The organism is Bacillus paramycoides (genome assembly GCF_001884235.1).
In the GTDB taxonomy this organism is placed as follows: domain Bacteria; phylum Bacillota; class Bacilli; order Bacillales; family Bacillaceae_G; genus Bacillus_A; species Bacillus_A paramycoides.
The window spans coordinates 89368-114034 of sequence record NZ_MAOI01000123.1 but is presented as its reverse complement, the minus strand read 5'-3'; the positions used below and the strand labels follow the sequence as shown (position 1 = coordinate 114034).

23 protein-coding genes, 2 pseudogenes and 1 other annotated feature are annotated in these 24667 nt (G+C 34.6%); of the genes and pseudogenes, 16 read left to right on the top strand and 9 right to left on the bottom strand.

Translation table 11 applies throughout. The annotated features are described in order from the left end of the window. Positions 1-180 precede the first annotated feature (180 nt). Positions 181-404 (top strand) — a binding site (T-box leader). Positions 405-702: 298 nt separating this feature from the next. The 3 genes from BAU28_RS25810 to BAU28_RS25800 all read left to right on the top strand — a co-directional run bounded on the left by BAU28_RS25810 (position 703) and on the right by BAU28_RS25800 (position 3390). Beyond that, the gene (locus tag BAU28_RS25810) at positions 703-2040 is read left to right on the top strand and encodes a sodium-dependent transporter (RefSeq protein WP_002171358.1); all 1338 of its coding nucleotides are present in this window, start codon (positions 703-705) and stop codon (positions 2038-2040) included. Positions 2041-2348: 308 nt separating this feature from the next. Then, a complete protein-coding gene (locus BAU28_RS25805; RefSeq protein WP_002171359.1) occupies positions 2349-2612 on the top strand; it encodes a CD3324 family protein in 264 nt (87 codons plus the stop codon). 136 nt (positions 2613-2748) lie between these two features. Next, a complete protein-coding gene (locus BAU28_RS25800) occupies positions 2749-3390 on the top strand; it encodes a FusB/FusC family EF-G-binding protein (protein WP_071720716.1) in 642 nt (213 codons plus the stop codon). A 261-nt stretch (positions 3391-3651) separates the two neighbouring features. Here the strand turns inward: BAU28_RS25800 and msrA are convergent, their stop codons facing one another. Beyond that, positions 3652-4188, bottom strand: a complete 537-nt coding sequence (gene msrA / locus BAU28_RS25795) for a peptide-methionine (S)-S-oxide reductase MsrA (RefSeq protein ID WP_071720713.1) — start codon at positions 4186-4188, stop codon at positions 3652-3654. Positions 4189-4721: 533 nt separating this feature from the next. Here msrA and BAU28_RS25790 point away from each other — a divergent pair. From BAU28_RS25790 to ilvA, 5 genes are all read left to right on the top strand, one after another. Beyond that, positions 4722-5789 (top strand): Fe(3+) ABC transporter substrate-binding protein, encoded by a 1068-nt coding sequence (locus tag BAU28_RS25790; RefSeq protein ID WP_071720711.1) that lies wholly within the window; start codon positions 4722-4724, stop codon positions 5787-5789. 2 nt (positions 5790-5791) lie between these two features. Then, entirely contained in the window at positions 5792-7438 is a 1647-nt protein-coding gene (locus BAU28_RS25785; protein WP_165615196.1) for an ABC transporter permease, read from the top strand. A 2-nt stretch (positions 7439-7440) separates the two neighbouring features. Then, on the top strand, positions 7441-8076 hold the full coding sequence (locus BAU28_RS25780) for an ABC transporter ATP-binding protein (RefSeq protein WP_071720707.1): 636 nt from the start codon (positions 7441-7443) through the stop codon (positions 8074-8076). Between the two features lie 653 nt (positions 8077-8729). Next, positions 8730-10403, top strand: a complete 1674-nt coding sequence (ilvD, locus tag BAU28_RS25775; protein WP_002171362.1) for a dihydroxy-acid dehydratase — start codon at positions 8730-8732, stop codon at positions 10401-10403. A gap of 33 nt (positions 10404-10436) precedes the next feature. Beyond that, complete coding sequence (ilvA, locus tag BAU28_RS25770; RefSeq protein ID WP_048375923.1) at positions 10437-11699, top strand: threonine ammonia-lyase IlvA; 1263 nt, start codon at positions 10437-10439, stop codon at positions 11697-11699. A gap of 35 nt (positions 11700-11734) precedes the next feature. Here ilvA and BAU28_RS25765 read toward each other — a convergent pair whose 3' ends face one another. After that, on the bottom strand, positions 11735-12838 hold the full coding sequence (locus tag BAU28_RS25765) for a CapA family protein (protein WP_071720705.1): 1104 nt from the start codon (positions 12836-12838) through the stop codon (positions 11735-11737). A gap of 305 nt (positions 12839-13143) precedes the next feature. Between BAU28_RS25765 and BAU28_RS25760 the strand changes: the two genes are divergently transcribed. The 3 genes and pseudogenes from BAU28_RS25760 (at position 13144) to BAU28_RS25750 (ending at position 15492) form a co-directional block, all read left to right on the top strand. After that, a complete protein-coding gene (locus BAU28_RS25760; RefSeq protein ID WP_025150624.1) occupies positions 13144-13854 on the top strand; it encodes a DUF554 domain-containing protein in 711 nt (236 codons plus the stop codon). A gap of 21 nt (positions 13855-13875) precedes the next feature. Further along, positions 13876-14058, top strand: a pseudogene (locus tag BAU28_RS25755) (GNAT family N-acetyltransferase); the annotation flags it as partial. A 219-nt stretch (positions 14059-14277) separates the two neighbouring features. After that, entirely contained in the window at positions 14278-15492 is a 1215-nt protein-coding gene (locus BAU28_RS25750; RefSeq protein ID WP_002171367.1) for a multidrug efflux MFS transporter, read from the top strand. A 54-nt stretch (positions 15493-15546) separates the two neighbouring features. Here BAU28_RS25750 and BAU28_RS25745 read toward each other — a convergent pair whose 3' ends face one another. Continuing rightward, entirely contained in the window at positions 15547-16308 is a 762-nt protein-coding gene (locus tag BAU28_RS25745) for a DODA-type extradiol aromatic ring-opening family dioxygenase (RefSeq protein ID WP_071720704.1), read from the bottom strand. 209 nt (positions 16309-16517) lie between these two features. On the opposite strand from BAU28_RS25745, the gene BAU28_RS25740 reads away from it, so the two are divergent. The 5 genes from BAU28_RS25740 to BAU28_RS25720 all read left to right on the top strand — a co-directional run bounded on the left by BAU28_RS25740 (position 16518) and on the right by BAU28_RS25720 (position 20489). Further along, complete coding sequence (locus tag BAU28_RS25740) at positions 16518-17441, top strand: alpha/beta fold hydrolase (protein ID WP_071720702.1); 924 nt, start codon at positions 16518-16520, stop codon at positions 17439-17441. Between the two features lie 56 nt (positions 17442-17497). Further along, a complete protein-coding gene (locus BAU28_RS25735) occupies positions 17498-18103 on the top strand; it encodes a pentapeptide repeat-containing protein (protein ID WP_048375939.1) in 606 nt (201 codons plus the stop codon). A 176-nt stretch (positions 18104-18279) separates the two neighbouring features. Further along, positions 18280-18723 carry a GNAT family N-acetyltransferase gene (locus BAU28_RS25730; RefSeq protein WP_025150630.1) on the top strand — a complete coding sequence of 148 codons (444 nt, stop codon included), beginning with the start codon at positions 18280-18282 and terminating at the stop codon, positions 18721-18723. Between the two features lie 27 nt (positions 18724-18750). Further along, positions 18751-19110 carry a YunG family protein gene (locus BAU28_RS25725; RefSeq protein WP_002171372.1) on the top strand — a complete coding sequence of 120 codons (360 nt, stop codon included), beginning with the start codon at positions 18751-18753 and terminating at the stop codon, positions 19108-19110. Between the two features lie 53 nt (positions 19111-19163). Then, positions 19164-20489 carry a bifunctional S-methyl-5'-thioadenosine deaminase/S-adenosylhomocysteine deaminase gene (locus BAU28_RS25720; protein ID WP_116500481.1) on the top strand — a complete coding sequence of 442 codons (1326 nt, stop codon included), beginning with the start codon at positions 19164-19166 and terminating at the stop codon, positions 20487-20489. A gap of 136 nt (positions 20490-20625) precedes the next feature. Here the strand turns inward: BAU28_RS25720 and BAU28_RS25715 are convergent, their stop codons facing one another. The 6 genes and pseudogenes from BAU28_RS25715 to BAU28_RS25690 form a co-directional block, all read right to left on the bottom strand. Next, complete coding sequence (locus tag BAU28_RS25715; RefSeq protein ID WP_071720700.1) at positions 20626-21123, bottom strand: hypothetical protein; 498 nt, start codon at positions 21121-21123, stop codon at positions 20626-20628. 483 nt (positions 21124-21606) lie between these two features. Beyond that, entirely contained in the window at positions 21607-21939 is a 333-nt protein-coding gene (locus tag BAU28_RS25710) for a DUF2185 domain-containing protein (RefSeq protein ID WP_071720698.1), read from the bottom strand. Beyond that, positions 21917-22348: pseudogene (locus BAU28_RS31165) on the bottom strand (MerR family transcriptional regulator). Before BAU28_RS31165 ends, BAU28_RS25710 begins: the two are co-directional and overlap by 23 nt. Before the next feature lie 126 nt (positions 22349-22474). Further along, a complete protein-coding gene (locus BAU28_RS25700; protein WP_071720697.1) occupies positions 22475-22819 on the bottom strand; it encodes a DUF2185 domain-containing protein in 345 nt (114 codons plus the stop codon). Between the two features lies 1 nt (position 22820). After that, positions 22821-23348, bottom strand: coding sequence for an ankyrin repeat domain-containing protein (locus BAU28_RS25695; protein ID WP_071720695.1), 528 nt, complete (start codon positions 23346-23348; stop codon positions 22821-22823). A 16-nt stretch (positions 23349-23364) separates the two neighbouring features. Then, positions 23365-24288, bottom strand: a complete 924-nt coding sequence (locus BAU28_RS25690) for a WXG100 family type VII secretion target (protein ID WP_071720693.1) — start codon at positions 24286-24288, stop codon at positions 23365-23367. Between the last annotated feature and the right edge of the window lie 379 nt (positions 24289-24667).

Here is a 24667-nt window from a genome sequence, read left to right as displayed (position 1 = left end):
TACTACTATAAACCCGCTAGAGAAGTTAATACAGTATAAACCATAAATGTTCTAATACTATTCATACAAAAGTCATATTTTGAATTTTTAAATAGAATGTAATACATAAAAATTCAAAATATGAGTTGACACTATTTTTAATGTATGATAAAAATGATAGTAATCAATTCGGAAAATAATATTTGGGCAATGAAAGGGTATAGTAGTGAAAATCTCCCTATTTCAGAGAGCTGATGGTTGGTGTGAATCAGTATATAGATTATTCATGAAGTTCGTCCTGGAGCATCTTTCATAAATCTTACATTGTGAGGAAATGAAAGACGGTAGTGCATACCGTTATCAAATAAAGTGGTGAAGATTTTTTTCACAACTAGGGTGGTACCGCGATATATATCGTCCCTACGTATTTACGTAGGGACGTTTTTTATTTAGGTCTTACTTAGTTGTGTCTTCATAACTAGGGTGGTACCGCGATATTTTATCGTCCCTACGTATTTACGTAGGGGCGTTTTTATTTAGGTCTTACTTTTGGTGTATCTTCATAACTAGGGTGGTACCGCGATATTTTTGTCGTCCCTACGTGTTTACGTAGGGGCGTTTTTTTATTAGGAAGGAAGGGAGTGTATTAGAAAATAGTATTGATAGAACAATATAAATACCGAATTGTAAAACAGAAAAAAGATAAAGAGAGGAGATAAACAAATGAATTCACAGCAATGGACATCGAAATTAGGCTTCATATTAGCTGCAGCAGGTTCAGCAATTGGTCTTGGGGCGATTTGGAAATTCCCGTATATGGCCGGCATCGGAGGAGGCGGCGCGTTCTTCCTTATTTTCATTGGTTTCACATTATTAATTGGTTTACCGCTATTATTAGCCGAATTCGTTATTGGAAGAAGTACACAAAAAGAGGCCGTTGATGCGTACAGAGAAATTGCGCCTAAAACGCTATGGCCGTGGTTAGGTAAGTTGGGGATTGTAACATGTTTCATATTACTTTCTTTCTACAGTGTTGTAGGAGGTTGGATTATATTATATTTATGGAATGCAATTACAGGTAGACTATGGGAAGGAAATGGGGCATACGAAGCTACGTTTGGTGAAATCATTTCCAATCCGTATTTAGCGGTTGGATCACAGCTATTATTTATCCTTATTACTATTTTTATCGTAAGTAAAGGTGTACAAAATGGTGTTGAAAAAGTAAATAAATATTTCATGCCAGCACTATTCGTTTTATTCTTTGTATTAATTGTTCGTGCACTTACATTAGACGGTGCTGGAGAAGGAGTTCGCTTCTTCTTGCAACCTGATTTCTCAAACGTAACGTCAGAAATTATTTTATATGCAATGGGGCAATCGTTCTTCTCGCTATCTGTCGGTGTAGCTGTTATGGTAACGTATAGCTCATACTTACCGAAAGAAGAAAGTTTACCGCGTTCAGCATTTTCTATTGTAGCTTTGACGCTTGTTATTACATTACTTGCAGGACTTGCAATTTTCCCAGTTGTGTTCGCATTTGGAATGGAACCATCTCAAGGACCGGGGCTATTATTTATCGTATTGCCAGCTATTTTTAGTAAAATGGCGTTCGGAAAATTATTCTTCATCGTTTTCTTATTACTATTCTTCTTTGCTACTATTACATCAGCAATTTCGATGTTAGAAATTAGTGTTGCGTCATTAACATCAAAAGGTAAAGGGAAACGCGAAAAAATGGCCTTAATAGTTGGGTTATTAATCTTCGTTGTTGGTGTACCATCAGCATTATCATTCGGGATTTTAAGTGATCTCAAGATTTTTGGAAAGACTGTCTTTGATTTAGCAGATTATGCGGTTAGTAACGTATTAATGCCACTAGGCGTATTACTGGTTTCCATCTTCGTTCCTTTAAAAATGAAGAAAGATGTATTAATGAAAGAGCTTGGCGTAAGTAAAAATAAAGGCTATAAACTATTCGTATTATGGTTATTCTTACTTCGCTATATTGCACCAATTGCGATTATTATCGTATTCCTAAATGTATTAGGAATCATTTAATCTAAAGCGCTAGTCTATCGTTTTAACGAAAGGCTAGCGCTTTTTCTTTAAGAAAGCATGGAAGGTGCAAGGTGAGAGGATTTGTCATATAATAAAATGCAAAAGGTATATTAGGAGGTGTTTATATGGCGATTATAATTCAATTGCCAGACACTGCAACGTCTCATGCAAAGCCAAGTATGGAAATGGCGATACTTTGCGTGAGGTAGACAAGTAATATACAATCGCCCAAATGAGCTCGTATCATTTTTTATATTTGGCTTTGCACCTTATTGAAATGAACCATAAAAAATAAGGGGCGAGCAGAAATGAAATACGTAAAAGCTGCGACTGTTTTACCAGAAAGTTTAATTATTGAAATTCAAAAGTATGTACAAGGTGAAACAATTTACATTCCAAAACAAGAAACGGAACATTATAAATGGGGTACACAATCTGGAGGAAGAAAGCAATTAGATGAACGAAATAAAGCAATTAAGGATGCGTTTAAAAGTGGAATTGCTATTCATCAACTTGCTGAAAAGTATTTTCTGTCCGGGGAAACGATTAAGAAAATCGTGTATTCTAAATAAGGAAGCCGCCTCTAATGGGAAACCTAGAGGCGGTTTTGTTATGTAAAGTTCTTTTGTAAATCGTCTTTTACATACCGTAAAACATGATTATTGTATACAATGATACTAGATCAACAATTTGTATGGAGTGATAAAGATGGAAGCTTTTATTAGAAGTGATCAATATAATTTTATAAAATCACAAGCTTATATTTTAGCAAATGGACATGCGACAGCAAATGATCGAGGGGTTATTGCGGCACTGAAATCTCTTGCTATTGAAAAAGTGCTAAATGTCTTTGAGAATTTGGCTACCGAACAAAAAGAGTTAATTGATATGGTATTAACAGTCGAAAATAGAGAAGATGCAGAAGCATTTTTACTGAAAATAAATCCATATGTAATTCCGTTTCAGGAAGTTACAGCACAAACGTTAAAAAAATTATTCCCTAAGGCAAAAAAATTAAAACTTCCTGATATGGAAGAAATCAATATGAAAGAAATATCTTATTTGGGCTGGATTGATAAAGGCTCGAGCAGGAAATTTATTATAGCGAAAAACAATAAAAATAAGTTTGTTGGTCTACAAGGAACATTCCAAAGTATAAATAAAAAAAGTATTTGTTCATTATGTCATGGGCATGAAGAAGTAGGAATGTTCTTAGTTGAGATAAAGGGTGATGTACCGGGAACTTTCGTTAAAAAGGGGAATTATATTTGTAAAGATAGTGTAGCTTGTAATCATAATATGAAATCACTTGATAAGTTGAACGATTTTATTGAGAGACTGAAAAAGTAATTCTAGAAATAAGTATGCATTACAATGGGGCCTTCAGGAAATGAACTGGAGGTTTTTTCATGTTTATTGGAGAAAGGTATTTCTGTGGAAAAATAAAAGTGAGGTGAGGACAGATAATGTCAGCTAAGAAAAGAAGGCTGATAAATGAATTAAAGCTTTGGACATTAACAGTAATCGTTCTTATCATCGTTTTGTATTTCTTCCAAAGATAATAAAACTCCATGCTTTTTCAAAAAGATGAAAAAACATGGAGAGAGTGTGTTATTTTTTTGACCAATTTTCTTTAATAAATTCTTCACGCCCAGATTCTTTTTGCTCGGTAGCATATTTCTCTGGATTCTTTTTATAAAAATTTTGGTGGTATTCCTCTGCTTCATAAAAAGGTGCAGCTGAGCGAATTTCAGTCACGATAGGATCTTTAAATATACCGCTTTCTGCTAGAGTTTGCTTCGATTTTTCTGCAAGCTCTTTTTGTGTTTCATTATGATAAAAAATTGCTGTGCGGTAAGAGGGACCGCGATCGAAAAATTGCCCACCATCATCAGTTGGATCAATTTGTGGCCAATATAAATCAAGTAATTTTTGATACGGGAAAATAGAAGGATCGAATGTAATTTGAACGACTTCTAAATGTCCTGATATCCCTGATTTTACTTGTTCGTATGTTGGATTTTCAATGTGACCACCTGCGTATCCAGAAGTGACTTTTTGGATGCCAGGAAGTTCATCAAATGGTTTTACCATACACCAAAAACAACCGCCTGCAAAGGTAGCGAGTTCGTATGTTTTTTCAGACATTGCTGTAATCCTCCTAAATATATATGTTTCATATAGTATTATATAGTTGGTTTTATTACGCAATAAAAAAGATTTGAAAATATATGTTTTTTATACAAAAGATTCTCTGCCCACATCAATTTATTGACCGTTTCTCAGTAACAATCAGAGGGAAAAGAAAATCAGTAGTATAGGTACGCTTCTACTCCTCCTAGGTAATTGAAAGCTTTAATGTTAGTAGCCTACGCGTTTATTGTTGCATGCATAAAGAATATTGATAAAAGCGTCCTGTGAAAAACTTGATGAAATATTTTATCAAGTTTTTTATTCACGTAATAATTAATACATGTAATGTAGTAATTGTGTGAATTCTTCTACATTATATATATGGATATAGAAGAAGTAAATATTTTGTCATCAATTGTAGAAAAAATGTTAAAATTCTGCATGTAAATGCTTCCGAATATAGATTGGTAATTGAATTATAGTTTTCTATAATTTATATTGATAAAGATTATCAATATCTTTAGGGGAGAATAGGGAGGATTACAAACATGAAGAAGTTGTTATCAGTTTCTTTAGCTGCCATGATGGCATTAGGGACATTGGCAGGATGCGCGTCAAAAAAAGAGGAAGACGTAGCGGCTAAAACAAAGAAAAAAGAAGAGAGTAAAGTAGTAAACGTTTATACAGCACGTCACTATGAATCGGATGATAAATTATTCGAATCCTTTACAGCAGACACAGGTGTTAAAGTTAATGTTGTAAAAGGAAAAGCAGAAGAATTAATTGAACGTTTAAAACGAGAAGGGGAAAGCACTGAAGCTGATTTATTTATTACAGTGGATGGTGGTGTGTTGAATACAGCTAAGAAAAATGGCGTATTACAACCAGTAAGTTCTAAAGAAATTGATAAAAACGTTCCAAAAAATTTACGTGATAAAGATAATGAATGGATTGGTCTTGCGACACGAGCTCGTGTTCTTGTTTATGCAAAGGACCGTGTGAAGCCAGAACAATTGTCTACATATGAGGATATTGCAACAGCGAACTGGAAAGGGAAAGTGTTAGCAAGATCTTCTACAAGTTTATATAACCAATCATTATTAGCTTCATTTATTGCATTAAATGGTGAGCAAAAGGCAGAGGAATGGGCAAAGGGTATTGTTGAAAACTTTGCACAGGATCCACAGGGCGGCGATCGTGATCAAGCGAAAGCAGTTGTTGCTGGTAAAGCGGATGTCGCAATTATGAATACGTATTACGTTGGATTATTAGCGAATTCTCAAGATCCAGAAGAAGTAAAGGTCGCGGAAAAGTTAGGTGTATTCTTCCCTAACCAAGATACAACAGGTACACACGTTAACATTAGTGGCGCTGGTTTAGTAAAACATAGTAAAAATAAAGAAAATGCAGTGAAATTAATCGAATACTTCACAAGTGAAAAAGCACAAACAGAATTATCAAAAGCAAACTTTGAATTCCCAGTTAATAAAAAAGCAGAAATGCCAGAGCTATTAAAATCATGGGGTACATTTAAAACGCAAAAAATAGACTTTGCTGTACTAGGTGAAAATAACGCGAAAGCAACACAAATCTTTAATAAAGTGGGTTGGAAATAAACATGAAAAAACAGCATTTCTTACGAATGCTGAAACAAAATATGAACAGTTGGGTAGCCATTAGCCTCGTTGGAGTAGCTATTGTTTTGCTACCCAATTTTTTCATTGTGATCAGTTTGTTTCAGAAGGTTAACGAGAATTGGCAGCACATTAAAGATTATATGTTACGTGATTACATATGGAATACTTTGCAATTAGCTTTGTTCACCGGGATATGTACGATTATTGTCGGTGTGACACTAGCTTGGCTAGTCGCGGCATATGATTTTCCACTAAAAAAGCTATTTCGATGGATGTTTGTGTTACCTTTAGCGATTCCGCCTTATATTGCAGCCTATACATATAGTGGAATGCTAAGTTATACAGGAGTTGTGCAACGTTTCTTTCGTAATACGTTAGAATGGAAGGTAGATACATCGTATTTCAATATTATGTCGATTCAAGGTGCCGTATTTATTTTTACGATAACTTTGTTTCCTTATGTATATATCATTACAAAGTCGTATTTAGAAAATCAAAGTGCTTCGTTAATAGAAAATGCACGTTTACTAGGGAAAAACCAATGGCAAGTATTCTATCAGGTTGTATTACCTATTTCACAAGTCGCAATCGTTGGAGGAGTAAGTTTAGTAATATTAGAGGTGCTAAATGATTACGGAGTAGCAAGTTATTTTGGGATTCAAACTTTTTCAACAGCAATTTTTCAGACTTGGTTTGGAATGTATGATGTGGATTCGGCGGTTAGGCTTGCAGCGATTTTAATGGTTGGAGTTATTACTTTCTTATTCATTGAAAAACTATTACGAAACCGTAAAAAGTTTAGTGCTACAACGAGTAAGACAAAGTCGTTAACACCAATTCGATTAAAAGGATGGAAAGGCTTATTAGCGTTGTCGTATTGTGTATTGATTTTCTCCTTTTCATTTGCTATTCCGTTCATACAAATGATTTCATGGGCGTTATTAACGTATGAAAGTGTGTTACAGACACAATTTATTGAATTAATAAAGAATACATTGTTTGTAGCATTGCTAGCAACAACAATTATTATTGTTCTTTCTATTATGATTGCAAATGTGTGTCGTGTTCAAAAAAATTCATTTTCCAACGTATTAACAAGGTTTGTTTCAATTGGTTACTCTATTCCTGGTGCCGTATTAGCTATTGGTGTACTTACATTATTTATTTCAGTAGATAAAGGGTTATCTACACTATATGAATGGGTAGGTACAGATCGAAAACTTGTCTTAAGTTTATCGATAGTTATGGTCATTTTTGCTTATGTAATACGATACTTAGCAATCGGATTTAATTCTATTGAAGCTGGTTTTGAAAAAATGGGGACGAAGTATTATGAAGCATCACGTATGCTAGGGTTTGGGATGACAAAAACCTTTATCAAAGTGGATTTACCACTTATGAAAGGTACTATTATTAGCGGTTTTATTCTTACTTTTGTAGATATTATGAAAGAACTTCCGTTAACGTTAATTTTACGCCCATTCAATTTTGATACGTTAGCAACGAAAACATATCAATTTGCAAGTGATGAGCGAATACAGGAAGCATCAACTCCAGCGTTAATTATTGTTTTGATTAGTATGGTATCAGTATATATCTTTTATCGTTTAGAGAAGAAGGAGGCGTAGTAATGTTTTTTGAAATGAATAATCTTAGCTTCCGTTATAAAAATGCAAAACAAGATGTTATTGATGGGCTGTCTATTTCAATTGAAAAAGGTGAAATTGTTGGGATTCTCGGGAAAAGTGGCAGTGGGAAAAGTACATTACTTCGCCTAATTGCAGGATTAGAGTATCCTTCATCAGGTAGCATTGAAATAAAGAATAAAACGATTGTAGATGATGAACATTTTCTTGTTTCAGAAAAACGAGAAGTGGGAATGGTCTTTCAAGACTATGCATTGTTTCCACATTTAACGGTGGAGAAAAATATTAAGTTTGGTTTACATCATTTCTCAAAGAGTGAGCAAAAGAATCGATTGCTACATATGCTAGAGCTTATTGATTTAAAAGGATTTGAAAAGCGTTATCCATATGAATTGAGCGGTGGACAGCAGCAGCGTGTGGCGTTAGCGCGTGCGCTAGCACCTAATCCATCCATCCTTTTAATGGATGAACCATTCAGTAATCTAGATGCAGATTTAAGAGGAAAGATTCGTCAAGAATTGAAGGATATATTAAAAAAAGAAGGAATGACATGTATTTTTGTTACACATGATCGAGAGGATGTAAATGCTATTTGTGACCGAGTAATAAATATGGAGTAAAGTATGATCGGAAAGATACTTCCGTTGAAAAGAAGATGTAGATGAATTGTATCGAAAAATTTATATCCCCCTGATTTCTCATACGTAATGAGAATCAGGGGGGTATAAATAAAGAATAACGTGAAAACAAGCATTTGATATCAAAAGTAAATAAAATTTTGTTTAGGTGTGATTCAAAATGTTAGTTGGATGAAGGTTAAGTTTATTAAAAAATTTTAAAAATATATTGACAATGAAAAGAACAAAGTCCTATAATACGTTTAATAAATGAAAGTTAATTAAGAATCTTCTGACTTTATATTTTATATATGCAAAGAAGAGGAAAGTAGATGATTATGATCGTTTCAGAGAGCTGCTCCAAGGCTGTGAGAGTAGTAACAATCGAATCATTGAAGATCACCTCGGAGCATTGCTTGCGAAAGGGAAACTGAGTAGAGGGCGGCGGCATCGTCTCCGGTAAAAGGACGGGGGTCTGATTGGACCTACAGAGCTTATATTTCGTGAGAAGTGTAAGGAAGCTGAGTGGTAACGCGAAACTCTCGCCTCAGCAATCAAAGCTACTATTAAGTAGTAGTTGATTGCTGAGGCGAGAGTTTTTATTTAAAAAAATAGATTAAGTAAGAGAAGAAATGTATAAGAAGGGATTGGACAAAATGAGAAGTGACATGATTAAAAAAGGTTTTGACAAAGCTCCGCATCGTAGTTTATTAAAAGCAACTGGTTTAAAAGATGAAGATTTTGATAAACCATTCGTAGCAATTTGTAATTCTTTTATTGAAATTATTCCAGGTCATAAGCACTTAAATGAGTTTGGGAAACTCGTAAAAGAAGCAGTGCGTGCAGCAGGCATGGTTCCATTCGAATTCAATACAATTGGAGTAGATGATGGTATTGCGATGGGGCATATCGGTATGCGTTATTCACTTCCGAGCCGTGAAATCATTGCAGATTCAGTAGAAACAGTTGTAAATGCGCATTGGTTTGATGGGATGATTTGTATTCCAAACTGCGACAAAATTACGCCGGGAATGATGATGGCTGCACTTCGTGTAAACATTCCAACTGTATTTGTTTCAGGTGGACCGATGGCAGCTGGGAAGACTTCTAAAGGGGAAGTTGTCGATTTGAGTTCTGTGTTTGAAGGGGTAGGAGCCTACCAATCTGGGAAAATTTCAGAAGAAGAATTAAAGGATATCGAAGATCATGGCTGTCCATCTTGTGGTTCTTGTTCCGGTATGTTTACAGCGAACTCTATGAATTGCTTATGTGAAGTACTAGGCTTAGCTTTGCCTGGTAACGGTAGTATTTTAGCAATTGACCCAAGGCGTGAAGAGCTAATTAAACAAGCAGCAGAAAAATTAAAAATTTTAATTGAAAGAGATATTAAACCACGCGACATTGTAACAGAAGAAGCAATTGATGATGCGTTTGCGCTTGATATGGCGATGGGTGGATCAACGAATACAGTATTACACACGCTAGCTCTCGCACAAGAAGCGGGTTTAGATTACGATATGAACCGCATTGATGCAGTTTCAAGACGTGTACCGCATTTATGTAAAGTAAGTCCAGCTTCTAATTGGCATATGGAAGATATTGATCGCGCGGGAGGGATTAGTGCAATTTTGAAAGAGATGAGCCGAAAAGAAGGGGTACTCCACCTTGATCGTATAACTGCTACTGGGCAAACGTTGCGAGAAAATATTGCTCATGCAGAGATTAAAGATAAGGAAGTTATCCATTCTCTCGAAAATCCTCATAGTGAAGAAGGGGGATTACGTATATTAAAAGGAAACCTTGCGAAAGACGGAGCGGTTATTAAAAGTGGGGCAACAGAAGTAAAACGATTTGAAGGACCTTGCGTTATTTTTAATTCACAAGATGAGGCGCTTGCCGGCATTATGCTTGGGAAAGTCAAGAAAGGAGATGTAGTTGTTATTCGTTACGAAGGACCAAGAGGCGGGCCTGGTATGCCAGAAATGTTAGCACCAACGTCAGCAATTGCTGGTATGGGATTGGGGGCAGATGTTGCACTTTTAACTGATGGTCGTTTCTCTGGTGCTTCACGTGGTATTTCGGTAGGGCATATTTCACCAGAAGCAGCTGCGGGAGGAACGATTGCACTTCTGGAACAAGGGGATATAGTTTGTATTGATGTTGAGGAACGATTGTTAGAAGTAAGAGTTAGTGATGAAGAATTAGAGAAGCGTAAAAAAGAATGGAAGCGACCAGAACCAAAAGTGAAAACTGGCTGGCTTGGACGCTATGCACAAATGGTAACATCAGCGAATACAGGTGCAGTTCTGAAAATCCCTAATTTTGATTGAGCCAATATAAAAAAGAGATAAGGATGATATAAAATGGTGCAAAATGTAAAGGAGAGAGTGAAAATTGAAGATATCTTAATGGCTCATAATTGCATGAAAGATATCGTTATTAAAACACCGCTACAACGTGATACAGTTTTATCTGAGAAATACGAATGTGACGTATATGTGAAGCGAGAAGATTTACAAGTTATCCGTTCTTTCAAAATTCGTGGTGCGTACAATTTAATCCAAAGTTTATCGAAAGAACAATTACAAAATGGTGTTGTTTGTGCAAGTGCTGGTAATCATGCACAAGGAGTTGCTTATACGTGTAATTTATTGAAGATTCCGTCTAAAATATTCATGCCGACAACGACTCCTAAACAAAAAGTATCACAAGTTGAATTTTTCGGCGGCGATTTCGCAGAAATTGTATTAGTTGGAGATACGTTTGATAGTTCTTTCCAAGAGGCGCAGCGCTATTGTGAGCAGAATAGGATGACATTTGTTCATCCGTTTGATGATCCGTATGTCGTTGCTGGTCAAGGAACAGTCGCTGTTGAAATTATGCACGATATGGAGAAACCAGTTGATTACATATTTACAGCAATTGGTGGTGGTGGATTAGCATCAGGAATCGGTACATACGTAAAAGGTGTAAGCCCAACTACAAAAGTAATCGGTGTAGAACCAATGGGGGCTGCATCTATGAAAGAATCCTTTTTACAAAATGAAAATGTCGCATTAGATAGGATTGATAGTTTTGTTGATGGCGCAGCTGTTAAAAAGGTAGGAAAGTTAACATTTGAAACTTGTAAAGATGTAATTGACGACATTGTTTTAGTGCCAGAGGGAAAGGTTTGTACGACAATATTAGAATTGTATAAGAAAAATGCGATTGTAGCGGAGCCAGCTGGTGCGCTATCTATAGCGGCGCTTGATCTATACAGAGATGAAATAAAAGATAAAACGGTTGTGTGTACGTTGAGCGGTGGGAATAATGATATTGATAGAATGCAAGAAATGAAAGAACGTTCGCTCATTTATGAAGGGTTAAAGCATTACTTCGTTATTGAATTTCCACAACGTTCAGGGGCACTACGAGAATTTCTTGATAAAGGATTAGGACCGGAAGATGATATTACCCGCTTTGAGTATATTAAGAAACATAATAAAGAGAACGGGCCTGCATTAGTGGGAGTAGAATTGAAACATAGAGAAGACTATGAGGCTTTAATTACTCGTTTTCAAGAAAATAACATTCAATTTATGGAGCTTAATAAAAATCCTGTGTTGTTTGATTTACTTATTTAATAGAAATAGAAAGAGAGCTAATAATAGCTCTCTTTCTATTTTCGTTTATTAATTATCTTACCACTTTCATCAATTTCTACATCAGTAGAAACAGTTTGTAAATATTGAAGTGCTTTTTTCTTCTCTTCTTCATTCACAGGAGAAATTTGATTGTTTCGTATTATGTAAGGATTGAACGACATTTGAACATCTTTCCCTTTAAACGTTAAGGTCAAAACGCCTGTTTCGGCACTTTTTCCGTTTACGTAGCTCGGGAATAAAAAGTTTCCTAATGAGTAAGCTACAGGAACCTTATTGTGATATTCAAATCCTTGTAGCCAATGCGGGTGACTTCCAACGATAGCGTCAGCACCTGCCTCTACCATTTTAGGAACATATTGTTTTTGATATTCTACCGGGCGATTTGATTTTTCAACGCCCCAGTGCATATAGACGATTACATAGTCTGCATCTTTCTTTTGCTCTTGAATCGTTTTTGTGACAAGATCTAGATCATATCCGTTTGTAACGCCTGGTTTATTGTCACCAGCTACCCAATTAAAGTTAGGCATAAAGCGTACGAAAGAAAGAAATTTAAACTTTTTCCCTTTTACAGTTAGTTCACGAGCTGTATAGGCATCTTCAGCATTTTTTCCGGCTCCAGTGTAAGGTAGTTTTAATTTTTCGACGTGAGAAATGGTGTCTAGTAGTCCATCTTGTCCATAATCAAGCGTATGGTTATTGCCAATATTGACAATATCGTATCCAGTATTTTTAATTGCTTGTAGTGTAGATGGATCGCTTTTTATCCAAAATTGTTGACCAGGCACTTTTTTTTCTTTTGTTGTAAATGCAGACTCTAAATTAATAAAGGAGATATCAGCTTTCGTTATTTCCTCTTTTACGTGTTGAAACGGATAATCAGCCCCGTTCTTTTCAATTATGGGACGTAATTGCCAATCGAACATCGTATCACCAGAGAAGGTGAGTGTAATTTCAGGGTCTTCGGTTTTCTTTTCGGTCGTTGAATTTGCCTTGCTTGATGCGTTTTGTAGATCTGGTTTATTTTTTGCTTTTGAAATGTAAGTGTAATTGATTAATAAAACAATTGGTGTAATGAAAAAGGCTATTAAAATAAGTCGTTTTAATAAAGTTTTCATAGCTACCGTCCCTTTTGTGTTATCCCGCTTTATTTAATTAGTAAATAGTAAATAGTAGGAGATGAAAAAACTCCCACTGACTAAAGTCTCACTTTGTACCGTAATCGTGAACTTCCACGATGATGCTCATAATGGATGTAGTAAAAGTAAGTTATAACTAGATTCATAGATGTGAAAAAGCGAGTTTTTAATAGTGAAAATCATTTGTTAATATTCATAATATTAAGTTAACATATAGATAACCTTTAAATCAATGTGTAATCCAGAATGTAGTAATAAAGAATTCAGAGGGTGGAGAATGTAAAATGGTTATATTAGGAGCAGTTGTAAATGGGGTTTGTATTATAGTTGGTACTTTACTTGGTAAATTATTTAGTAATATTCCAGAAAGTATGAAAGGAACGATTATGCACGCAATTGGTTTAGCGGTCACGGTACTGGGACTCCAAATGGCATTGAAGAGTGAAAATTTTCTCGTTGTGATTTTAAGTTTAGTAATTGGAGCGGTAATGGGGGAATGGCTACAATTAGAAGAAAGGTTAAAATGTTTAGGAGATTGGCTAGAAAATAAAGTTGGATCGAAAGGTAAAGGAAGTATATCAGAAGGTTTTGTAACAGCTACTCTTATTTTTGCAATTGGCGCGATGGGGATACTTGGTGCATTGGATAGTGGTATTCGCGGGAATCACGATGTTTTATTTACGAAGGCGATTATCGATGGGTTCATTTCTATTATATTGACGACAACTCTTGGAATTGGCGTAGTATTTTCAGCGATTCCAGTTATCTTATATGAGGGAGCAATAGCAATCTTCGCAACGCAAATTAATAGTTTTGTACCAGAGAAGTTAATGAATCAATTTATAGTTGAAATGACAGCAACTGGTGGGATTATGATTTTTGCAATTGGATTAAACTTACTTGGATTTATTAAAATTAAAGTAGCAAATTTACTTCCAGGTATATTAGTAGTTGGAGTAATTGTTTCTATTATATATGGATACGGTTTGATATAAAATCGTTAAAGGAAGTGATACTTTGGCCCGATGGGAACGGCGAAACATAATCGAGCGAAAGGAGTAGGGAAACATTTGTTGCATCATTGTTTATATAATATGAAGAAAAACGGATATGAGTATGCAATTATAGGACAAGCAGGTCCGATTGCGTTTTATGAGCGATGCTGCAATGCACGTTTAATACCTGTAGGGGATAATTAACCACATTCCTTTGCTACAATGCAAAGGAAGGTGGTTTTATATGGAGAAAATAGTATAGAACACAGGGAGTATTTTTGAAAAAGATTGATTCTGTTACAAAAACTTGTTTTCTATACAAAAATAGTGCGAGTTATAGGGTTTTATAATATATAAAGCAAATTACTAAACTTTTTCCAGGAAACGGTGTAGAATGGGTATCGAATGAAAGAAGGTGTGAAAATGGCCAGCTGGAAACGAAATTTAATGATTTGTTGGCTAGGTTGTTTTACCACTGCAGCCGGTATGAGTTTAGTAATTCCTTTTTTATCTTTTTATATTGAGGAATTAGGAGTGACTGGCACTTCTAGTATTGCACAGTGGTCGGGACTTGCATTTGGTGTAACATTTTTAATGGGTGCGATCGTATCACCGATATGGGGAAAGCTTGGTGATATACATGGACGGAAATTGATGCTTATTCGTGCGAGTCTTGGTATGGCGATAATTATGACGCTTATGGGGTTTGTGACAGATGTGTATCAATTAGTCGCACTTCGGTTTTTAATGGGAGCGGTATCAGGTTTCCTTTCTACAGCGATGACATTTATTGCAGCAGAAACTCCGCAAGAACATTCAGGTTGGGCAATTTCTACAATTTCAACTGGAGGCGTGAGTGGTTCATTACTTGGGCCAATACTCGGAGGTTATTTATCTGAGTTAATCGGAATGCGCCATGTCTTTCTAGTAACAGGAGCTTTCTTATTCCTTTCCTTTCTCATCGTCTTTTTCTTCTTACATGAAGAGAATCACTCTGCTAAAGCAAAAAAGGCACAGCCGAAAAAAGTATGGACGATGGTCCCAGCAAAACATTTAATAATAAGTTTATTTGTGGCAACGTTTATTATTCAGCTTGCAAATATGTCAATTCAACCTATTATTACGTTGTACGTAAAGCATTTGGCAGGACCAGGAACAAATCATATTGAAATGATTGCAGGTGCAGTCATGTCTGCGACAGGATTAGCAGTTATTTTGGCAGCTCCTAAGCTAGGAAGATTATCAGATCATATTGGTCCTCAAAAAACTTTAGTTGTAGCGTTGTTTGCTGCAGGAATTATTTTTATCCCGCAAGCATTTGTAACCTCAGCTTGGCAACTATTAATACTTCGTTTTTTATTAGGTATTGCACAAGCAGGATTATTACCTTCCGTACAAACTCTACTAAAACAACATACACCAACCCATGTAACGGGACGAATATTTGGATATAATCAGTCGTTTCAGTTTTTAGGAAATATGATTGGACCAGTACTTGGTGGGCAAATTGCAGCTCATGCAGGCTTCCAATATGTTTTCTTCTCTACATCATCACTTTTATTTATTGCGTGTATTTGGGTATATTTTCATAGTAAGAACGCGGAATTATCAGAGAAGCAACATTTGGAAGTTAGTTAACAAGGTGAATGAAAAAAGGAAAGGATGAAGCAATATACGCTTCATCCTTTTTCATTAAAATTGAAGACAAAGATAGCTTAACGTACCGAGCTCGTAGCTACGGTGAATGACGGTTCCTTTATTTTCACCGCTTCCCATTGCGATAAATAAAGGAACGAAATGTTCTGCTCTTGGCACAGCTAATTGTGCATGAGGAGCATTCTTTTCCCAATTAAACAATGTATCTTTATCATTAGTCTGCATATGATTTATAATCCAATCATCAAATTCAATTGCCCACTTTTCAGGTGTTATTTCATTCCATTTGAGTGCTCGTAAATTATGAACGGTAACACCGCTGCCAATTACTAAAATATCTTCTTGTCCAAGCCCTTTTAGTGCCTCTCCAATTTCAAATTGCTCTTTTGCAGGAAGGAAAGGATTTACTGATATTTGTACGACAGGAATATTTGCTTCTGGATACATACGATGTAGGAGTGTCCATGAGCCGTGATCTAAACCTCTTGTCGTATTTTTATGGACTGGAATTCCTTTGTCTTTAAATTTCGCTTCCAGCATAGTTGCAATGTGAGAAGAACCTTTAGCTCGATATTGTATTTCATATAACTCGGGAGGGAATCCACCGAAATCATAAATTGTTTCATATTCGTCATCTGAAGAAGAAATCGTCAATACTTCACTTTCCCAGTGAGCGGTGAAAATAACAATTGCTTTCGGTTTATATGTTTCTCCAAGTGTTTTTAAAAATCGTGTATAGTCTGTATCTTGAATAGCAAGCATTGGTGAACCATGCGCTAAAAATAATGATGGCATCATAATTGAAACCTCCTAAAAATATGATAATTACTTTATGTAAGCAACTATATAATCTTATAGTTGATTCGTCAAGGTAATAGTTTAGAATGTAATCGGAAAAATAGATCATTTGTCATAATGAAAGCAATTGCATATAATACATAATAAGAATAATGAATGCATATTCATATTAAAAGAAAATATACATAATAGATTTGGGAGGTGTCGAAATGAACATACAGGAAAATTTCGTTACGGCATTGGATGAATCGGAAATTTATTTACGCAAGTGGTTACCAGAAGACAATCTGCGGGGGATTGTTCAAATTGCACATGGTATGACAGAACATGCAGGTGTGTATACAGAATTTATTGATGCTTTATTAGAAGCAGGATACGGTGTTTATGCTCATGATCATAAAGGACATGGGAAAACAGTGATAAGAGAAGAGGACTATGGTCATTTTGAGCCAGATATAGGCTGGAATCAGGCTGTGTCTGATGTGATTTTTGTATCGGAAACGATAAAAAAAGAACAGAAATGTCCACTGTTTTTACTTGGACATAGTATGGGTTCTTTTTTATCAAGACGAGCTGTCCAACTTAAAGGCGAACTATATGATGGATTTCTTATTTCAGGAACTGGGGGGAATCCAGGGTTTTTAGGTGTCGTTGGTCATAAAGTAGCGACAATTGAGATGAAACTACGCGGAGCAAAAACGAAAAGTCCGATGCTAAACTTCTTATCTTTCGGAAATTTCAACTCACACTTTAAGCCGAATCGTACGAAATTTGATTGGTTATCTTCAGATATAAGTCAAGTTGATAAATATATTGCTGATCCATTCTGTGGATTCATTTGTACGACGAGCTTTTATCGAGAATTATTTCATGGTGTACTTGAAGTAAATAGATTAGAAGAATATGAGAAGACTCCGAAAAATCTTCCAATACATATTTTCTCTGGAGATCGTGATCCTGTTGGGGATATGGGGAAAGGTGTAAAAGAAGTATATGAAAACTATAAAAAATGCGGTGTGAAAGATGTAACACTTCGTTTATATGAAAATGGTAGACATGAAATGTTCCATGAAGTGAATAGAGAAGATGTATTTCAAGATTTGATTTCATGGTTAGAAGAGCATATTGTATAAGAAGAAACCTCACTTCATGCTGAAGTGAGGTTTTTTGAGAAATTGGAGGATTGATTATGAGTGAATTTGTAAATAAAGAATATGTAGAAATAGATTTTCAAGATGTTTGGATAAAAGAAGAGGAATTGAAAAATTGCACCTTCATAAAATGCCGTTTTAGAGGGATAGATGCATCAGAAGTTTTTACTCAAAATTGTAATTTTATAGAATGTGATTTTACCGGTACTCTTTTTAATGCTTCTATCCATCAAGGAACTACGTTTGCTAATTGTAGGTTTTTTGGTGCGAATCTATTTGTATCTAAGTTTGAAGAATGTAAAATGACTGGTTCTGATTTCGAAGAGGCGAATTTAGACGGAATAACAATTATATCAGGCGATTGGTCATATACGAATTTAAGGTTTGCGAACTTAAGTAAACAAATTCTAAAGGGTATTCGTTTAATTGAAGCTGACTTATATGAATGTAATTTAGAAAAAGCAGATTTGCGTGAAGCGGATTTAACGGGCGCACAATTAGGCAAAGTAAAACTTAGCGGTGCAGATTTAAGAGGAGCTGTAGTTGATAGAATTGATTTTAAAGCTTTTGATTTAAAAAACGTGAAATTAGATATAGCGCAGGCGGTTGCAGTTGCGAGATGTTATGGAGCGAAGGTAAATTAAATAATTTTAAAAAATATTTTCTATATATGAGGCTACTTTATTAGCAAGAGTCGATGTTAATAGTGTAGATACATAGATTAGCAAGTTGATTTCTAATCTATGAAAATAAAAGGTTTTTTGAATTACTTTCCGAATCATTTTAGTAGTTTACATATCGAAGGTGAGGAAAAAGAATCATGAAGATAAGAGAAGCTTTATTAAGTGAAGCAAATGAATTAAGTAAACTCGCACTACATTCAAAAGCTACTTGGGATTATAGTGAAGAATTTATTTTAGCTTGTAAGGAAGATTTAACGATTTCGGAGGATTACATAAAAAAAAATTTTGTATATGTTTTAGAAAATGATAATACAAAGATTGGATTTTTCTCATTTTTATGTAATGAAAATGCTCTCGATTTCCTATACATCCACCCTTGTTATAAAGGAAAAGGATACGGAAAAATACTTTGGAATTTTGTTATAGAAAAAGCAAATGAACTAAGGCTAAACAGCTTTACGATTGATAGTGACCCAAATGCGAAAGGGTTTTATTTGAAAATGGGGGCAAAGTTAATCGGTGAGACACCATCAACAGTGTATAAAAATCGTCTTTTACCTCTTTTACAATACGATGTGTAAAACTACCGATGTCAGGGGATGCTGAAAATGGATAGCATAAAGATTAAACAAATATATGAAGCATTAAGAAAATCTTGGTCAATAGAAACGAGTTCTAAGTGGACGAGCGAAAACCCAGCAAAGGGACAATGTGGTGTAACGGCCCTTATTGTTCAAGAATTATGCGGGGGAGAGATAAAAAAGACGAAGATAGGAGAAGTGTGGCATTTTTACAATATGGTAGATGAGAAAAGACATGATTTTACGTGGAGCCAATTTCATAAAAAATTAAAATATATGGACATTAAGTCGAGCCGTGAAGAAGCATTTGCAGATACGAATGAAATACAATATGACATTTTGAAGGAAAAGATAGCTAAAGAATTAAAATTATCTTTTGACTCTTAATCTCTGATAAGTTACTATAATGGTGGTAACTAATTAAAGGGAACTACATAGAGTTGAAAGGGGAAATACTTTTGAAAACAGCTTATGTAAGCGCTGCGATTGTAACGTTAAATGAACAAAATGAAGTGTTAGAAAACGGATATATCATTGTAGAAGATGATCGAATTATAGAAGTGAATAGTGGAGAAATCCCTTCTTATTATGAAGTGGATGAAGTAATAGACATGAAAGGAAAGTGGATTTTACCAGGGCTTGTAAATACACATACACATGTTGTTATGAGTCTTTTAAGAGGTATCGGAGATGATATGTTATTACAGCCGTGGCTAGAGACGAGAATTTGGCCTTTAGAGAGTCAATTTACTCCGGAACTTGCCGTTGCTAGTACGGAATTAGGGTTACTTGAAATGGTGAAAAGTGGTACGACAACATTCTCTGATATGTTTAACCCAATTGGAGTAGACCAAGATGCAATTATGGAAACGGTATCAAAAAGTGGAATGCGAGCTGCTGTTTCAAGAACTTTGTTCAGCTTCGGAACGAAAGAAGATGAAAAGAAAGCGATTGAAGAAGCTGAGAAATATGTGAAGCGCTATTATAAGGAAAGTGGTATGTTAACTACGATGGTTGCACCGCATAGTCCATATACATGCTCTACAGAAATGTTAGAAGAGTGTGCACGTATTGCAGTAGAAAATCAAACTATGGTTCATATTCACCTTTCTGAAACGGAGCGTGAAGTACATGATATTGAAGCAAAATACGGGAAACGTCCAGTAGAATATGCGGCAAGCTGCGGGTTATTTAAGCGACCAACAGTCATTGCACACGGTGTTGTTTTAAATGAAAATGAGCGTGCTTTCTTGGCAGAACATGATGTTCGGGTAGCTCATAATCCGAATAGTAATTTAAAATTAGGCTCTGGTATAGCGAATGTAAAAGCGATGCTAGAAGCTGGGATTAAAGTAGGAATTGCTACAGATAGTGTTGCGTCTAACAATAATTTAGACATGTTTGAAGAAATGCGTATTGCGACTTTATTACAAAAAGGTATTCATCAAGATGCAACGGCATTACCAGTTGAAACAGCTCTTTCTCTTGCGACGAAAGGAGCAGCTGAAGTAATTGGGATGAAACAAACAGGATCACTTGAGCCTGGAAAGTGTGCCGATTTTATTACAATTGATCCATCTAATAAGCCGCATTTACAACCAGCAGATGAAGTGTTATCACATCTTGTATATGCAGCAAGTGGAAAAGATATAAGTGATGTAATAATTAACGGAAAGCGTGTCGTTTGGAACGGTGAATGTAAAACATTAGATGAAGAGCGTATAATATTTGAAGCGAGTCGTTATAAACGAGGTTTACAAAGATAGGTATTTAAATGTACGTTGAGAAAGCTATCCTTTCTAGGAAATAGAATAGGGTAGCTTTTTTTGTTGAACGAATAAATATTCAATGTAATGTCGCATCTTTCTATTGATATTTCTGCTATAATATATCAAGTATTTATTATTTCTTTTCTTTAACTTCATATTTTGCTTCAACAAAATTCAATACTTTCCCTTTGGGATCATCATTTTCAAATTGAACCGCTGTAACTGTATGTACACCTGGTTTTAATGTATCTTCCTCTAATGAGAAAGTTGATTGCGTTAATTCACCAACTTGAGTAGTCAGATTAAAGATTTTATCAACGTAAACAAATGTTTGTTTGTCACCTTGGAAGTTAGCATAATCTAAACCGATTTGGTCCATGATGGTGTTTTTATCTGCGAATAAAACAGGTACATTTCCATTCTCGGAGTTTCCTGCTGGTGTATCAACTGTTATTCTTCCTTCACCAACTGGTATTGCATCTTTAGGGAAAGGATGCTTACTTGTTTTTTTAGTACTAGTTTCAGATTTTTGACTTTGTGATGTTTGGTCTTTTGCTTCACTTTTAGTATCTGTAGAACCGCATCCAACTAAAAGTCCTATTGATAGTCCTGCAATAATTAATTTTTTCAAAGATTGTTCCTCCTAGTTGATATTAATAACTTTATCATTATATCAAACATTGGAGATATTGGGATTATTGATGTAATTATAAAATAAATGCTTAGAGATTTTTGGTTCCACATAAAATCAAAATAGAAGAAACTAAAGTAGAGCTATTTTTTTTATTACCCTATTGGTGTCAAGCCGTTGTCAACGGTGGCTATAAATATGTTAAATCTGGTGGTACGAGTATTTGAAATAAGACAAAAGAATAGCGTAACTAAATATAGAATAATCTTGTCCCCATAAAAAAACACCTTCCATTAAATACTAGTTATTCAATGAAAGGTGTTTTTATTTATCTCATATTATTAGGTCAGTACGCTTAGTTTTTCTTACGCCGTTCTTGACTTTTTTACATTCTTTTCGAAGATATTTAATGAACTCACACTTGGTAAATTTACATCTCCTCGAACCATTTTACCTTGTTGTCTTTAGATTTTCGTATTCTCATCAAACTTCTTTACCAGTTAAATTATCAACAAATCTTATTTTTCCATTTTCAGAAACTAATTGTAAATCACTACCTATTGGTAGTTCGTATATTCCCAGAATGGCCGGTTCAATATTTGCTACAGTATTAAAATCACATACTACTAAATTATCAGGATTATTAATGTAATCATCATCATCAATTTCTGAAAAAAATCTCCAACCATTATCTACCGTATCTATTGATTGCTCTCTCAACATCCATTTCAATTTTCCTGTTTCATTTATTATATTTTTTGAAACAATACAGGCCCCAGCTTTTTCAATAAATTCAATAGGCTCTTTTTGATTCATATTTTTCCATCCTTTCAATTAAACTTGATCTATATGGGAATTTTCTAGCGTATTCAATGGATGAAAATCCTGTACTACCTTTAGAAATTAAATCTAAGTTTGGTTGAGAAAACCACAAATTATATAACTTTTCTAATACTTCATCCAATTTCTTTTCTATTTCCGATTTTTCTTCTTTTGAAAGAAACGAATCAAGTTCTCTATTACACCATCTCGAACTTGATCATAAGACCATTTTTGCACCTGTATTTTTTCTCTTATAGCTTTTAATTCTTCTATATTTTCCTTCGAGTATCTCCGATATCCTTCCTGACTTCGCTCCGTTTGACCATACTTTAAGCAAATCGAGAGTCACCCCTAAATGATCCGCAATAATTTTCGGTGTATACATTTCCGATTTTAGTTCCAATTTTCATTTCACCCCTGTTCTCAAACATAAATCTTCATAAAACACCCTATATGTCTTCTACACATCTAGATAAAACAAAAAGAGCATATCCCTTTCGGAATTGCCCTCTCACCTTAAAAAATAATATCAATTTCCTTTTAAAATTTGATCAATATCTTTCTCATTTTCACTTATTAAATCATAAAATCCTACATGAATATCTTCTTCATACAGCCAACATAAATCTGTACCATAAGGAGCATCAAAAATTTCTAACATAACTGGAGCTATTTCTAATATAGAGCTTGCTCCTAATACTTGAAAATTACTAGAATCATTTACATATCCATCATCATCTTCCGAAGAATAAATAGTCCACCCATTTAATTGAGGAATTTCTGATTTTTCCCTAAATGTATAACGTATTGATTTTCCAGCTACAACATTTTTAGAAACAATAAAGCCCCCGTAATCAGAATTATTTACTTTCATATTAACACTCCTCAATAATAGTTAATAAATCATTTCTCCAAGAATACTCTTTAGCATAATCTACACATGATTTTCCAAATTGATCTTTCAAATTATAGTTTGAACCATTTTTAATAAGTAATTTATACATGTCTTTATTGTCTTCTGTAGACAATTTATTTATCGTAATAGCATACTTCAAAGGAATAGCATTATATTTATCCAAAGCATTTATATTAATTTCATTATCAATAAGTAATCTTGTTATCTCTAATTCATATTCTATTGTTGGGCGTAAAACACAAAAATAAAACATATGCAATGCATTCCTTTTATCTTTAGCTGTAGTGTAATTAATATCAATACCCTCTTCAAGTAAAAATTTTATAATTTTAAGTTTTTCACTAGAATTTTTATTATTAGTCATAGCCATGCACAATAAATTAATATCTAAATCACTATCAATTTGATTAATATCACCATCATAAAATTTTTTGAAATCTTCAAAACTTCCTTCTCTAACTGCATCAAAAACATTTAATATTTTCATTCCATCATCTTCCTAACTACTCATATTTATGACTTCTATTTACAGAGGGCTTTTCTAATCTGAAATTATCCGAATTAAACTGAAATTCTTTTAACTCTTTAAGAGTAATCTCACGATTTTTATATTTCTCAAACATATTCTTATAAGTATTTCCTTCTGTATGACCAAAATCTACTTTATCTTTTCGTGCCTGTCCAGGTTTCCAGTCAAGTACCTGACTAGTATTAGGATCCCGTAAAATCCCATCTGGGTCTATCTGTTTATCAAAAACATCTTTTTCAAATTCATATTTCTTTTTACCAGATAACTGTGGTCTACCATTAGGCTTTCCGTTTTTAATATAGGGACCATTTTCTAAAGCTTTATCCGAACCCTTAACTTTTTTAGCTATATTTACAGCCTCAGTAGCTTTAGCAGTCATTTTAACTCCTTTTCCTACTTTAGCTATCTTTCCAAAGGGTGTAAGGCCGGCTACAGCTATGACACCTGCCCCAGCACGTTCCCACCCCGAAAGTTTTTCGCCAGTAGATGGATCAATACCATCCCAAACACGACGAACATCATACTCACCACTTATTTCACCCGCTATATCCCTAGCTAGTTTTTTACCATCAAAACCCTCTTTTTCTGATGATAGTGGTCCACACATTGCACCTTTTTCCATTGTAACATCTTGATTATCTGTATTGCGGAATTTTTCGGCAATTCGTTTCAAATCTTCTTCCACTTGTATAAGTGAATTGATAGATGTAAAAGCTTTTGGTCCCGCATCATTGAACATATGAATGAATTGTTGATTAGAGGCACCAATCCATTGAAAACACAAATGATCAATTTCATTACATAAATTATTATGTATAGATTCTAATGCGATTCTGGTATTACTTGCACGATTAGCAACTTCTTCTAGCATTTCAGGTGTCACTTTGATTTGAACCATTTTCTTCCTCCTTTCCCCAATTAAAATTATGAGGTGAACAGAAGAAAATGTAAATATTTAAAAAGGAAGGATATTTTCCGCACAAAAGTACAGCGGAAAAATAGCAGCAGTCCATTTTTTGCAATTCCAAAATACAGAGAAAAGAAACTGGAAGAGTTAGCAGCTAAGTATGATGTATTTGAGAGGAAATATATATAAGAAGAAATATAAAAGTGCTAACAAGTTTGCAAACGAACTTGCTAACACCTATACGAAATAGACATAAATTATCACTGATATGTCTCTTAAAAAAATGTTAATAATTAACCACTTATAATGTATAATGACTTATTGTTATAGAAGCAACAAAATATAACGTTTTATAATATTTTATTTTTAA

Coding starts and splice junctions, on each gene's coding strand:
- BAU28_RS25785 (WP_165615196.1), top strand. CDS start 5,792: ATGAAAAAACAGCATTTCTTACGAATGCTGAAACAAAATATGAACAGT.
- BAU28_RS25800 (WP_071720716.1), top strand. CDS start 2,749: ATGGAAGCTTTTATTAGAAGTGATCAATATAATTTTATAAAATCACAA.
- ilvD (WP_002171362.1), top strand. CDS start 8,730: ATGAGAAGTGACATGATTAAAAAAGGTTTTGACAAAGCTCCGCATCGT.
- BAU28_RS25765 (WP_071720705.1), bottom strand. CDS start 12,838: ATGAAAACTTTATTAAAACGACTTATTTTAATAGCCTTTTTCATTACA.
- BAU28_RS25780 (WP_071720707.1), top strand. CDS start 7,441: ATGTTTTTTGAAATGAATAATCTTAGCTTCCGTTATAAAAATGCAAAA.
- BAU28_RS25810 (WP_002171358.1), top strand. CDS start 703: ATGAATTCACAGCAATGGACATCGAAATTAGGCTTCATATTAGCTGCA.
- BAU28_RS25740 (WP_071720702.1), top strand. CDS start 16,518: ATGAACATACAGGAAAATTTCGTTACGGCATTGGATGAATCGGAAATT.
- BAU28_RS25730 (WP_025150630.1), top strand. CDS start 18,280: ATGAAGATAAGAGAAGCTTTATTAAGTGAAGCAAATGAATTAAGTAAA.
- msrA (WP_071720713.1), bottom strand. CDS start 4,188: ATGTCTGAAAAAACATACGAACTCGCTACCTTTGCAGGCGGTTGTTTT.
- BAU28_RS25710 (WP_071720698.1), bottom strand. CDS start 21,939: ATGAATCAAAAAGAGCCTATTGAATTTATTGAAAAAGCTGGGGCCTGT.
- BAU28_RS25700 (WP_071720697.1), bottom strand. CDS start 22,819: ATGAAAGTAAATAATTCTGATTACGGGGGCTTTATTGTTTCTAAAAAT.
- BAU28_RS25745 (WP_071720704.1), bottom strand. CDS start 16,308: ATGATGCCATCATTATTTTTAGCGCATGGTTCACCAATGCTTGCTATT.
- BAU28_RS25735 (WP_048375939.1), top strand. CDS start 17,498: ATGAGTGAATTTGTAAATAAAGAATATGTAGAAATAGATTTTCAAGAT.
- ilvA (WP_048375923.1), top strand. CDS start 10,437: ATGGTGCAAAATGTAAAGGAGAGAGTGAAAATTGAAGATATCTTAATG.
- BAU28_RS25725 (WP_002171372.1), top strand. CDS start 18,751: ATGGATAGCATAAAGATTAAACAAATATATGAAGCATTAAGAAAATCT.
- BAU28_RS25760 (WP_025150624.1), top strand. CDS start 13,144: ATGGTTATATTAGGAGCAGTTGTAAATGGGGTTTGTATTATAGTTGGT.
- BAU28_RS25805 (WP_002171359.1), top strand. CDS start 2,349: ATGAAATACGTAAAAGCTGCGACTGTTTTACCAGAAAGTTTAATTATT.
- BAU28_RS25750 (WP_002171367.1), top strand. CDS start 14,278: ATGGCCAGCTGGAAACGAAATTTAATGATTTGTTGGCTAGGTTGTTTT.
- BAU28_RS25690 (WP_071720693.1), bottom strand. CDS start 24,288: ATGGTTCAAATCAAAGTGACACCTGAAATGCTAGAAGAAGTTGCTAAT.
- BAU28_RS25790 (WP_071720711.1), top strand. CDS start 4,722: ATGAAGAAGTTGTTATCAGTTTCTTTAGCTGCCATGATGGCATTAGGG.
- BAU28_RS25695 (WP_071720695.1), bottom strand. CDS start 23,348: ATGAAAATATTAAATGTTTTTGATGCAGTTAGAGAAGGAAGTTTTGAA.